14 protein-coding genes are annotated in these 12066 nt (G+C 51.5%); 9 read left to right on the top strand and 5 right to left on the bottom strand.

What is annotated here, in order from left to right; all coding sequences use genetic code 11:
- Positions 1 to 19: 19 nt before the first annotated feature.
- The 3 genes from ELQ88_RS00625 to ELQ88_RS00615 are packed head-to-tail and all read right to left on the bottom strand — an operon-like array spanning position 20 to position 1782.
- Entirely contained in the window at positions 20 to 658 is a 639-nt protein-coding gene (locus ELQ88_RS00625) for a hypothetical protein (RefSeq protein WP_138962924.1), read from the bottom strand.
- A complete protein-coding gene (locus ELQ88_RS00620) occupies positions 651 to 1352 on the bottom strand; it encodes a P-loop NTPase (RefSeq protein WP_138962922.1) in 702 nt (233 codons plus the stop codon). The genes ELQ88_RS00625 and ELQ88_RS00620 overlap by 8 nt, the downstream gene beginning before the upstream one ends.
- On the bottom strand, positions 1342 to 1782 hold the full coding sequence (locus ELQ88_RS00615; RefSeq protein ID WP_138962920.1) for a hypothetical protein: 441 nt from the start codon (positions 1780 to 1782) through the stop codon (positions 1342 to 1344). The genes ELQ88_RS00620 and ELQ88_RS00615 overlap by 11 nt, the downstream gene beginning before the upstream one ends.
- Before the next feature lie 242 nt (positions 1783 to 2024).
- Here ELQ88_RS00615 and mobA point away from each other — a divergent pair, with 242 nt between their 5' ends.
- The 8 genes from mobA to icmT all read left to right on the top strand — a co-directional run bounded on the left by mobA (position 2025) and on the right by icmT (position 7388).
- Positions 2025 to 2327 (top strand): plasmid mobilization protein MobA, encoded by a 303-nt coding sequence (gene mobA / locus ELQ88_RS00610; RefSeq protein ID WP_138962918.1) that lies wholly within the window; start codon positions 2025 to 2027, stop codon positions 2325 to 2327.
- Between the two features lie 102 nt (positions 2328 to 2429).
- The gene (locus ELQ88_RS00605; RefSeq protein WP_138962916.1) at positions 2430 to 2678 is read left to right on the top strand and encodes a hypothetical protein; all 249 of its coding nucleotides are present in this window, start codon (positions 2430 to 2432) and stop codon (positions 2676 to 2678) included.
- Between the two features lie 12 nt (positions 2679 to 2690).
- Positions 2691 to 2867: a hypothetical protein gene (locus ELQ88_RS00600; RefSeq protein WP_228761523.1), complete on the top strand. Its 177-nt coding sequence runs from the start codon at positions 2691 to 2693 to the stop codon at positions 2865 to 2867.
- A 23-nt stretch (positions 2868 to 2890) separates the two neighbouring features.
- Positions 2891 to 4537: a TraI/MobA(P) family conjugative relaxase gene (gene traI, locus ELQ88_RS00595; RefSeq protein ID WP_194151123.1), complete on the top strand. Its 1647-nt coding sequence runs from the start codon at positions 2891 to 2893 to the stop codon at positions 4535 to 4537.
- 62 nt (positions 4538 to 4599) lie between these two features.
- Positions 4600 to 5058 carry a DotD/TraH family lipoprotein gene (locus ELQ88_RS00590; RefSeq protein ID WP_138962910.1) on the top strand — a complete coding sequence of 153 codons (459 nt, stop codon included), beginning with the start codon at positions 4600 to 4602 and terminating at the stop codon, positions 5056 to 5058.
- Between the two features lie 14 nt (positions 5059 to 5072).
- A complete protein-coding gene (locus ELQ88_RS00585) occupies positions 5073 to 5957 on the top strand; it encodes a type IV secretory system conjugative DNA transfer family protein (RefSeq protein WP_138962908.1) in 885 nt (294 codons plus the stop codon).
- On the top strand, positions 5954 to 7123 hold the full coding sequence (traJ, locus tag ELQ88_RS00580; protein WP_138962906.1) for a plasmid transfer ATPase TraJ: 1170 nt from the start codon (positions 5954 to 5956) through the stop codon (positions 7121 to 7123). The genes ELQ88_RS00585 and traJ overlap by 4 nt, the downstream gene beginning before the upstream one ends.
- A 4-nt stretch (positions 7124 to 7127) precedes the next feature.
- A complete protein-coding gene (icmT, locus tag ELQ88_RS34455) occupies positions 7128 to 7388 on the top strand; it encodes an IcmT/TraK family protein (protein WP_138962903.1) in 261 nt (86 codons plus the stop codon).
- 51 nt (positions 7389 to 7439) lie between these two features.
- On the opposite strand, the gene ELQ88_RS00570 is transcribed toward icmT, so the two are convergent.
- Both ELQ88_RS00570 and ELQ88_RS00565 read right to left on the bottom strand, forming a co-directional pair.
- Entirely contained in the window at positions 7440 to 8138 is a 699-nt protein-coding gene (locus ELQ88_RS00570) for a hypothetical protein (protein WP_178084660.1), read from the bottom strand.
- The gene (locus ELQ88_RS00565) at positions 8125 to 8658 is read right to left on the bottom strand and encodes a hypothetical protein (RefSeq protein WP_178084659.1); all 534 of its coding nucleotides are present in this window, start codon (positions 8656 to 8658) and stop codon (positions 8125 to 8127) included. Before ELQ88_RS00565 ends, ELQ88_RS00570 begins: the two co-directional genes overlap by 14 nt.
- Positions 8659 to 8870: 212 nt before the next feature.
- Here ELQ88_RS00565 and ELQ88_RS00560 point away from each other — a divergent pair, with 212 nt between their 5' ends.
- The gene (locus ELQ88_RS00560; protein ID WP_138962901.1) at positions 8871 to 12038 is read left to right on the top strand and encodes an LPD7 domain-containing protein; all 3168 of its coding nucleotides are present in this window, start codon (positions 8871 to 8873) and stop codon (positions 12036 to 12038) included.
- Positions 12039 to 12066 lie beyond the last annotated feature (28 nt).

Raw genomic sequence — 12066 nt, 5'->3', positions numbered from 1 at the left:
AAAACCCCCGGGGTTTGTATCAAATTATCGTGTGTATGCAGTAGATGGACAAAGAAACCAGCAGTAATAGGCTGATGATTATAGGCCTTCCAATAGCGTGTTGACGGTTGCTTGCGAGCGTTACGATAACAACTGCAGAGCTTATTAATGGAATCATCCAACCAACCGGCGCTTTCAGCAAAATTGATACGACGATTTCGAGCGGATTGTTTGTCTGATGGGTTAATGCCCAAAAAGGCATGTTACCACTGCCTAAGACGAACCCAGCAGTTAGGCACAGAGCACCAAATGCAATCAGCCCGACACAAACCCAACCCCATGCTTGCCAACGTGCTGTATTGGCAACTTTAGTAGCAACAAGATGACTGGTTTGAGCCACCGCGGCGGAAAGTGTACTCAAAGCTTTCTTGCTTTCAGCGTCAACGATTTCAGCAATAAGTTCTCTCTGTTTTTCGATAACCACATCGACCTGGCCCGCGATGAGCGCAGGGTATTTGCTGTATAGCGTGTCATATGATTCTAGAGCCATCAGAATCATCCACATCGCATCATTGTCACGTATGTTTAGCGCGTTTTTAACACGGTATAACCTTTCAACCTCCTTTTCTGATGGTTGACGCCCGAGTAATGCCTTAAAACTGCTTTCAATGTCATCCATCAATCACCTCGCCAATCATACGCGCTGCATCACGCCGCCAACGGGATAGTTCTGCACGATTACCAATTGGGAGTTCGGTCATAGCTCGTGAAATCGACAAACGTTTACTGTACAAATCGTCACTGACCCTATCTGCAAGATCAGGAAGTAATAGGGATTTTCCCCCTTCACTTTCAATGGACTCACGCGTTTTTGAAAAGTTGTAGAGTTCGAATTTTTGTTCGTCGCCGAAATATCCGTTTCTGATTACATGCACCTTGGTCCCTGGAAGCGCATCACGGTACTCCTTAAGTAGCTCAAGGCTATCTCTCTGACGGTTGATTACCCACAGCGTTGTAAGCTCCCGACCCAATTCCGCTAAGGTGCTATTAAGCGTCTCCCCGTAAGCCACCACACCTTTATTGTTTCGTGCCGCTGTATTGATCACTACAACGTGGTCTTTGAATTCATCGCAAGCGTTAACTAGGTCAATCCATCCATTTGCATCATCAAGGTCAATCAGCCTTGTTTCAATCTGGTCTTTGTACATTTTCCAAACATCAGGGTTTGACGTGTCCGACTCGATGACGAGAACCTTCACCCCAGCTTGTTCCAGGGAATCAACAAGCGCAATCGTGGTGAAACTTTTTCCTACACCGCCCTTACCACCGCCGACGACGTAAATGTCACCTTTTTTAGCGTCTTTAGATTTCATCAGTATCATCCTTAGGTTTGAAACTACCAGGTGTAACCGGTGTTACTCCGGGTGCAATTTTCGTGTTACTCGCAGGTTTCGGATTGACTTCCGGAACGGGCTTTTCTGGTGCTTTTTTCCCCTCCCCACGACTAGCGCCATTCGATGTGCTACGGGGTTTACTGCTGGTGCGCGGATTTGATTTCCCCGGCGACCCCTTCACCTTCGTGAGATAGCTTTTTAGCGTTGTTGGAGCGATGTCCAAGCCGCTATCTGTAAGGATTTCTGCAATTTTCTCGATGTTGTACCCCCGAGACTGCAAGTCTCGGATAGACGAGGCCATCATCCTTACTGCTTCCAGCTTTGAAACCTTTCGATCTGGATCTTCTACCTGAGGCATCTCCTCAAGCTTCCCTCGAAGTATTTCTATCTGCGAAACGCTGATCGCCATTCGCCTTTCCTCAGAATGTGCATTTGACTCGATTCTATGGGCATCTCTTGCGCAGTCAAGGTCTGTACGATAGCCTGCATACGAAATAAGGTCTATAAATTTGGACAGGGTAGGGTTTGTACTCCCGCCATAAATGGCGTACGTACAACCGGCCTCGCTGCAGTCGTTTCACTCCCTTGCGATGCCTACCTCCCTGCTCAGGGCTGCGCCCCGAGACCCCTTGAACAGAGAAGGACCTATTTATGAGTACGAGTGAACAGCGGCGCCGAACCGGCCGCCTGCCACCTATTAGGTGTTTTGAAGACGAGGAAGAAACCGTTCGACAGAAGGCATATGACTGCGGCCAAAGCGTTGGGCAATTCATGCTCGCGGCTGCGTTGAATCGGCGCACGCGCAGCAAGATGGAGGGACACATCCTCAACGAGCTGCGCAGGCTTGGGGGGCTTCAAAAGCACCTGTTTAACGAAGGTGGCGGCAAGCTATCCAAGGAGTACGCACAGATCCTGGTTGAGCTAAAAACGGCCATATCAAGGATCGGAACGTAATGCTTGCCAAAGTCCCACCACGCAGAGCTGACGGTAAATCCAGTTTTGCGGATTTGGTTGAATACGCAACTCAACGAGACGATGAAAAAGAGGAACTCACCGATGAGCTCGATCCAGGCTACAGCCGAAGAGACAACGCAATTCTTGAGTCTGCTAGAGCGCATCTCGAAAGAGCAGCAGACAATCTGCGAGCGACTGGACGAATTAGCCTTGCAGATGCAGATGCCATCCGAGGGCGTCTTGGAAGTGCTCGAAGGGCTCTTGATACCGATGGGCGTCGACATGTCACGTCTCAACACGAAGTTTCTGGAAACGTTGACCGACGTAGTCACCAGCAGCACCAAGAGCTAGATGCCGATGAACATGAAAGAAGCATTGCCGTTGCTCGAAACCATCTTGCAACAGCAGCAAGTCATCTCCGACAAGCTACAAGAAATCATCCTGACTTTGCGGCACGAGCCCGAGCCCGTCGAACCTCAATTGCGTTTCATGCTTCAACCGCTCAGCGAAGGGATCGAGGAGATGAGCAAGAAGCTATAGCGGAACTCGAATCAGGCTCGTTATTGGGTGATTCAATAAACGAGAAATCTACCTCTGGGGTTTCGTGTCAGCACAACTGCTTAAGCCTGGCTACCGCGGCTGCAGAGATGCGAGCAGTAGCCGCCCAGAATGCGAGAGTAAAAGACCCTGTTTACCATGTGATCCTGAGTTGGCCTTCTGACGAATCACCAACTGACGATCAAGCTTTTGCGTCTGGACTTCATGCCATGGAAGCAGTGGGCATGAAAGACCATCAATACGTATTTGCGATTCACCATGACACGGACAACGTACACCTTCATATGACTGTAAACCGTGTACACCCTGAATCATTCAATGCCGTTTATCCAGACCGTGATTACTTTCGATTAGACTATGCAATGCGTGAGCTGGAATTGCGTTACGGCTGGCAACACGATAATGGGCCAAATACTGTTGTCCAAGAGAATGGTAAGCCCATCATTCAATGGGCATCTAGTAAAGCAAAGCAGCAAGGCAAACTTCCAACCAAGGCTGCTGATATGGAGCGTCATGCTGATCAGCAAAGTCTCCATTCATACGCTCGCGGGGAACCTCGAAAGCAAATAGCCAAATTGTTGAAGTCCGATAAATTGTCATGGCAAACTCTCCACTCCAATTTAGCTAAATTTGGATTGGGTATTCGTCCTAAAGGTCGGGGGCTTTCGATATATGATTTTAACGAAGTCTCAGCCACAGGCATCAAAGCCAGTGACATGCATGAGCAGTTGTCTTTAGCTCGGCTTGTAAAACGTCTTGGCGAGTTCCAGGAGCGTGAGCTGCTTAAAGGCTTTATGAGCAGCATGACTTACGATAAATATGCCTCCCCTAAACGAGATCCTCTTGAGCGTCAAAATCGTCGTGAAGAGCGCGCACAGCTTCGCAAAGCAACACGGGCACGTTTCGATGCCTACCGTGCTGCCTTTGTATATCGCCGAGTTGATAAAGAGTGGGTCAAGCAACAATTTATTATTATACGAGACCAGGCCTGCCAACAGCGCGCTGACATAAAGTCTCGAATAAGAAATCCACTTGATCGTAAAGCATTCTACAGTATTCTCGCGTTTGAAACATTAAGGTCCCGCGAGGAACTGAAAACTAAAATCCAAGTCTTACGCCGGGAATTAAAAGATGATGCCGCTAACAAGAAACTCACTTTTCGCGAGTGGGTTGAGCGTGGGGCTGCAAATGGCGACCCTGGTGCAATTAGTCAATTACGTGGCTTTTCATATAGCCACAGACGTAAAGAAAATGCAGAAGGTAATGCGATCCTTTTTGCCGGGGATATAGATCCCAAGTCCAGTTCGAATCTGTTCTCTGTCGGTACCGTTCGCCGTGATGGAGCTGTGGTATTTCGTCGAGCGGATGGCGATCCTGGTTATGTGGATCACGGCGGGAAGGTTTCTTTCCCTGGCGGGCTTCTTGATGACGAACTACTGGCCCACGCACTCGACGACACGCGGGCTCGATGGGAGAGGCCCATTGAGATAAAAGGGTCGCCCGAGTTCATTGATGCGGCGCTCAAAGCCCTAATTGAACGTGGTTACACCGGCGATCTGGCTCATCCATCCCTCAAGGCACGCCTTAAGGCCATTGCTGAGCAGCAGGCTCTTGCGAAGGTTCGCCCTGTTAAACGCGGCCCACGTGCATAACAGTCGTTGTTATGCGCTTTTCCGTATTGTAGTATTCATACGAAATCAACGGAGATACTCCTATGGACCTGAACCGATACCCGTTTGCCGCGCTACTTGCTGCAATCGCTCTCACTGGTTGCGCATCCAAGCAGCCAGATGTCAGCGCCCAAACCCTGGTTGATCAGCAGATTCTCGAAGCTACCCAGAAAATCGAAGCTGCCCAAGTCGATTTGTACCAGGCCGGCGCACTGAATAGTCGTGTGGTCATGCGTACACCCAACACGAACCTGGACGACAAACAATTCGTCACCATCAGCTGGCAGGGCGATGCTATCCAGCTCCTTACAAAGCTCGCACAAGACCGCGGTCAGCGATTTGAATACATGGGTTTACGTATGCCATTGCCCGTGAACATCGACGTCAAGGGCGCCCGGTATCAAACAGTGCTTTCTATGCTGCGTGCGCAGATCGGGTACCGTGCAGCCATTACTGAGGCCCCGGACAAACTGGTTCTTCAGTACAACCGGCCCCAAGGCTGAACAGGGGGATTCTCATGAAACGGTTTATGTTCGCTGTGCTCCCGCTGATGATCTCCTTGGCCGCCCATGCAGCTGAGGAGCCTGTGCTCGATCCGTCGAGTAACGATACAAAATCGTCCGTTGAAACGTCGCCTCCTGATCTGGATGCTCTGCTCAACCCTCAATCCCAAGCCACTACCAAAGTCACTGATATCCGCTCGCAGCTTCTAACGGGTGTGGGACACACGGTAGGCTTCCGCGGCGGTATGGCTGCTCGGGGTCACGAACTTATTGATGGTCTCAACAGCCGCGAACCGGCGTTGGATGCCATGTACAAGTTTGGCCCGATGATTGCGAAAAACGGCACATTGCCGCCGGTGATTGTCGAAGCTCGTGACCTGGCTGCTTTTTCCCCGGACCAGATTCGGACAGCTAACCGCGTCTACAAGATTGAACGTGAAGAGCGCTTTGTCAGCGTACCGCCAACGTGGAGGGACTACCTATATGTAGGTCTTCCAGTGCGGCAGTCTGTTGAGCTGCCTGCTTTCGAGTCTCGGCCGCAGGACGATGCTGAAGATCAGATCTGGAAAAAGGCAGTCCGTGAAGGTTGGGCAGACGGTTACAAGCAAGCCGATGCGATCCTTGAAGCGAATTTTCATCGCCTTACTCGCGACTACACCGGAATGCACCTCTACTCAACACTGCTCCAAGCCGACATGATCACGACGACTCGTGTTGCTGAATCTCAGCAAACGGTTACCGGGGATAGCAAACAGATGATGTTGGGCGACAAGCTGCGACGGGTTACTGACAAGGCGAAGTTCATTACCGATCCTGGAAAGTGGCGTCCAACCGTTAAGAAGGAAGCTCCAAAACCTAAATCCGCTGTCGCGCCTAGCCCCCAGGTACCAGCGCAATGACTCAACCGATACTGGAGCCCTTCAATTTTGAGGGTGATCTTGGTCCGCATAGTTTTCGCAGATTTCTAAAATACTGCGCGGATCAGGGGGTGTCAGACGTTTTGGTGCAAGGCGGCGACTACATCTGGGCTGAACTGCATGGCAGGCAGTTGAGGGCATCCGTTTCCACTGTGAAACAAGGACAGCTGTCAGTCCTGATCGCTGCTCTGTGGTCCCCTGAGATTGAAAGCCTGATCAAGCGTGGCGATGAAGGCGTAGATCGGGCTCTTGAGATTACTGGCAGCGATATCGGCCTTGAGCGCGGCATGACGCTGCGCTTCCGTACCAACTTTGTTCAGGCCCGGATTGCGAACCTGGATGAAGCGTACTCAATCACCATGCGCGTGATTCCGGTCGATCTCCCTGATATCGAAAAAATGGGGATCGAGCCTGATCTGTTTGAAGAGCTGTTTCCCGAAGCTGGGTTGGTCATCGTCTGTGGACCAACAGGCTCGGGAAAAACTACCTTACAGGCTGGGGTGTACAAGCACATTGGAACGGTGATGCCTGATCGCAAGGTAATCACTTTCGATGATCCTATTGAGTACGTGCTTGGAGGGCCACACTGGAAGGGACCTCAACCGGCACAGTCGCAAATCGGCCGCGATATCGCAGACTTTCCAAAAGCGATGCGCAATGCCGTTCGTAGAAAGCCCAGTATCATTGGTATCGGAGAGGCGCGGGACCGTGTCTCTATCGAGGCGATGGTTGAAGCTTCTCTCTCGGGCCATACGTGTTACGCCACGATGCACACGGAGTCGGTAGCAGAAACGATCAACCGGGCAATTCAAACCTATCCACCCGAGCAACAGTCCGGGATTGCGTCGCGGCTCGCCGGTGCGTTGCGGGTTATCATTGTGCAAAGGCTCCTTAAAACGACCGATGGAAAGCGCACGGCGATTCGTGAGTACCTGGTATTTGATCGGGAGTTCAGGTCGGAAATGCAAAGTCTTCCGTATAACGAATGGGCAATGTTGATTCGTACCAAGCTTGAAGATGCTGCAGGCACTCTCGATGATAAAGCTTGGAGGCTGTACCAGAACGGCAGGATCCTGCAGGATGAATTTGTCGGCGTCGCAGGCATGAAGGAATTCAGAAAACGCTCGCTAAGCGCGCAGGAGAATTAGACGTATGCCTTCAATTTGGCGAGCTGCTTCAGAACCGTTGACCGCTTTGGGCATTCCGGTTTCAGCGTACTTGCCTTTGCTGGGTTGGATGTATTTTCCGAGCTGGACTACGTTCTACATGGCCGTGGGCGTAATTATCATGTTCGGGATTTTGGCCAAGCTTGGGTGGACTTTAAGCGTGTGCTGGAACAAGCTGCTGGGATTCTTACGTGGTGGAGTCATCTATGCCCGACCCTGGTGGTTCAGGAAGCGTTTCCGAGACTAAAAAAAACCGCCAAAAGGCGGTTTTTTTATCGTAATCGGTGGGTGGTTTGAATCACCTGCTCCGGGGGCCCCTATCTTTCAAAGACGGAGAGCCGACTGCCGCGGTAGCTGAATCCACCTGGCTAGGGTTCGGTGGTTCCAGAGTAATGCGGATGCCGGGATTCAACCGGCATGAAGCTTCCTTGATCGAATCCCAGTGGGAATGGGGGACGATACCCACTGTCAGAGGCTTTTCGCTTATGGTTAATTTTGCTGGATAGGCAATCACCTTCATATGCTCCCATCCCGGGGCCTCAATGAGTGATGACACCAGATCCGGTCGTTGCTGCAACAATAAATGGGGCTTAGCCAGCTCCAGTTTACTCGGTGTAATTCCTTCACTGGCCAGGCGGTCATGGAGCACCGCCTGGAGGTTATCCATCATGCTCCTGGACATCCTAGCGAACGATATAAAATCGTGATTTGGAATGTCATCTGGCCGCATCATATTCGGGTTCTGCTTTTGATCCAGTTCAACCAAAAAATCTACAACCGTGAACTGGAGTCTGTTTTTGTCCGCATAAGCACGTGCAGCCATGAAGCCATCTTGCTTGCTTTGATAGCCGTACAGTGCCGGAAAAGCACCCGAGATCGGGGCGTTCGTCGGCACGCCGCAATCCTTAAGAGCAATTGCCCTTGGCGCCGGCCCGGAAAAAAAATATACGCTCGATAACTCAATAATATGTGAGTCTGGCTTATCAGTCGTGCTCACCTGCGCCACCTTGTTTTGACCAACCCCTAATCAAGACCTTTTCAACCTTCTGACGATCTCCTACGTTGCTTGCTACATCCTGCATCAAGCGCTTGCACTGCTTCGGAGTGAGCGCAAGTCTTTTGAGCGCTTCAACCCATCGCATCACCGGTCTACCTGGCTTCCCATCATGCAACATTAGACGATAAACAGAGGGTGGGGATCTTCCTATCAGAGTAGCGAATGCGTCTCGATCTTGCGGAGAATCCTGCAACCCTAAAAATTCATAAAACTCCCTGATGTCTAGCGGTGGCTGAACAGGTGATGACGCAGGGTGTTGACGGTAAAGGTGCAGCAGCATTGCAATCACTGGATCACTAATTTGCTCTGCGGACTGCTCAGGATTGGTCAACTCCTCCCATTTGGCCTTCTGAAGGCCAAAGGCATCCGCTGCCGCCACCTTGGTCAGACCATTCTCGATCCGCCACCGCTCTAAATCTGTCCCACAGATCGGGTGAATCTCATCAGTGTCGATAGACATGTGCCCCCCTCAAGTGAAGCTGTAAAGCGCCTGCCTCGGCCTCTGTACACGGTTCTTCCAAAACCGTGATATTTTGAATAATATACACAATACGAAATTAAAGCAGCCACGGTCCAGCCCGAAAGCAACCCATGTGAAGCTCGCAACTTCACGCTTAGCTTGCGGCGAAACGGGCAAAGGACCCCACCACCTCCACAGAGGCAGGAGCGCCCATGAGCGTTGAATCAGAAGCTTTACTGCAAGAGTTTCGCCAAGCTGTGTACGAAAAACACAGTTCGCCGCAGACGGCGATGGAATCCTCTCCGGATGGCGCCATTCAGCATCGTGCTGAGGCGTATCAGGCATGGCTTCAGAGTAGCCAAACTGACGGTGAAACCTTCACAATTCCCGATACCTTGCTAAGGCACTGGGTCGTCGCTGACATCACGTCTTGGCGTTCAGTAGATCCTAGTTCCGCAGAAAATGCAGTCACGACATTACATCGCAATGTTTTTGCATACGATACATACGCGGAATTGCTAAAGAAACTACACCGGGAGGTTTACGACCAAATTATTTCGCGGTCGGAGGTGGCTGAATCGTTTAATGGATTCAGCAGCGCTGGCTCTCCTGGGGACGAACCGGCAAAAACCGATTCAAGGGTGATACTCAGCGAGCTGCTTAAGGACATAACGTACCGTGAGCGACGGGATGGCAGCGTTCTCTACCTTCTGAAAGAAAAGCCGATTTTTGTTGACCATGGGCAGCAGATCCTCATGGAAGCATCAGCGCAGGACGACGAACTGGCGATTCTTGCAGCACTTCATATGGCAAAGCAGAAATTCGGCGGATCCATAGAGTTGACCGGCTCAGACGAATTCAAGCGCCGTGCTCTTGAGGTAATGATCAAGCATAACGTGCAGGTTGAATTGAAGAATTCAGCTCAAGATGCCCTGCGCCGCGAGATGATGGGTCTACCACCCATCGGAGACGTACCTTCCGGACAGGACTCAGCGCCGGCTCCTGATTTAACAGCCACGAGGAATCAGTCTTCCCAGACTGGAACATCTGACTCGGGAAAAGCAACTACACCGGCTGATCCCCCCACCGCTGAAGCGCCCGCAGCTGAACCAGTGAACCACTATCAGGGGGAAGTCTTAGCGTTTGGCTCTGCGCCCTACCAGTTCGATATCTCAAACAGCCGCAGTTTCTACGTCACGCTCAAATATTCCGACGGAGAACCGAGGACCACTTGGGGTGTGGAGCTGGAACGAGCAATCGAAGAACAGAGCATTGAGCGTGGCGATCAAGTGGAGCTGAAGAACCTCGGTCGAAAGGACATCATCATTGAGGTGCCTGTCCGAGACACATCAGGACAAGTTCTTCGCTATGAAGAACGGCAAACCCACCGCAACGAGTGGGGTATTGATGTGATCGGCAAGGCATCGGCTGATGTAACACCCCCTACTCCACTGGAGCCAGGAGAATCTGCAATCAAGGCACATGATGCCAAATGGCTGGACGATTTAGGTGTCCCAGCGGAAACGTTTGATACCCATCCGAAAATGCTTTCAATGCGTGGCGAGGACCATGCTGTCCTGCTGCTCAATGGAGTTGAGACCACACAGGAAGGATTTGCCACTGTCGAAAAGCTGATGGCTCAGGAACCATACAGGGCAGCGTTCGCGGCCTCGTTCGAGTCAGAATTTGGACAATACAACAGCCATTTCCAAAAACAGCTTGCGGATTCAGAAGGCTATGCAATTGCCAAGGAAATGCTGGCTGATGCTGCGAGCAAGTATGGTGCGATCCCATTGGCCGTGATCGACGCGGAAGCTCTCATTCAAGAAGCAATGTCGAAGGGAGATCTGGACGCAGTTATCGCAGGCATAGATGAGTACGATCGCCAATACCTTTCATCTTTCGAAAACCACCGGCAGGCCGTTACTAGCCACAACGATCTCCAAGGGGCTAAAGGTGGCTTTTCAGAATCTGCCGAGCCTTCCGTCAAGCCGGTCGCTTCCGACGAAGAACAAGCTACCAACGCTGAGCCTCCGCTAACTGATCAGCCGTTACACTTCATTCACAACGGTCAGCCAGCCGAGATTGATCTGACTCGCTACGCGCAGCAGCCGGCAGTCGCGGATGAGGTTGAACACTCGCCTAGTGATCTATCTAAGCAACATCTTAATTCGGCATCGCCGCTGTATTTCACCCACAACGGTGAACCAGCCGAGGTTCACTATTACGACGAAGAAGTGGAGCGGAATCTCGTACTGCAAGAAGCGATGTTCGAACAGGAAGCATTTGATAATCCGGCGCCGAACCTAGCCGCATCCGAACCGCTGACCTTCACCCACAACGGTGAGCCAGCAGAAATCGACCTCAGCCGCTTCGCACAACCTTCCGAATCCGAATTGTCAGTAGCGTCTGAAAACCTCCCCCTGAGCAGTAGTGAGCCAGGGGGGCTCAGTGATAGATCCGGCGTTCCCTTCTCCGAGCGGGAACTGCAATTCGCTGAAAATCTGGTCCCAGTTGAAGCCCATTCCTGGTGGGAAGTCCAACGAGTCGCCATCGAATCTTGGGGCAAATCTTTGGAGGAGATGGAGGCTGATCTTCAAATCCTTGGGCCGGAGCCAAGGCTGGATCAAATCATCTGGTTCGACAAGGCTGGCCGTCAAATGCCTGCCCCTATCGATGAAGTGGAGTGGATCGCGAAACAGGCATCAATGGCATCGCAGAACGATGAATCCGATGGTATCAGTGGAGACAACACCCAGTTGCGCGGGCGCGGCGAGGTGAGCTTGTTCCCAAGCGCAGATGGTGTGGTTGAACTCAATCCAGAGGAGGCCGATATGGCACAGTCAGATTCCAATGCTGAGAAAGAACCCAAACTCATCCTGCGTGGTGTTACCAAGCTCGATGACGACTCATTCGATACCACAGTCTTGTTCTATCAGGGTAAAGGCGATTACCTGCAGGGCTTTGTGAAGGTCGATGGTGTCAAGCACCAGGTGCTTGCCATCATGAATGAACGCCATCCAGACCCCAAGACTGGCGAGATAAAACCGAACTTCATCACGCTTTCAGAGCCAAGCGAATCAGGCACTGATGATGAATCAAAGTGGACCCAGATCGGTTACGGCAATGCCGTAAATCGCCGCGGCGACGGTAAGGAGGTTCATTTTGATGAGGTCCTCTTTAACGTCGGTGGCACCATTGTGAAGTCGAAGGTGACTAAGCAAGCCGATGAGGAACTCCACAAGAAGCTGGGCTTTCTTGAATCTCGCAAGGAGCGCGAAAAACCTTCCTCCCCCCCAAAAGATGAAGCACCGGCCGCTGGTCACGTGAGCGAGGAAAAAGTCCCGGTGCCACCTACTAAAAATCGAGTCCGAGCTTAATGCTCGCCCGCTTCCTGGTTACGAGAGG

It is taken from the genome of Pseudomonas sp. MPC6 (assembly GCF_006094435.1).
Lineage (GTDB): Bacteria > Pseudomonadota > Gammaproteobacteria > Pseudomonadales > Pseudomonadaceae > Aquipseudomonas.
The sequence above is the reverse complement of the archived record's forward strand: the minus strand, read 5'-3'. Positions and strand labels throughout refer to the sequence as shown.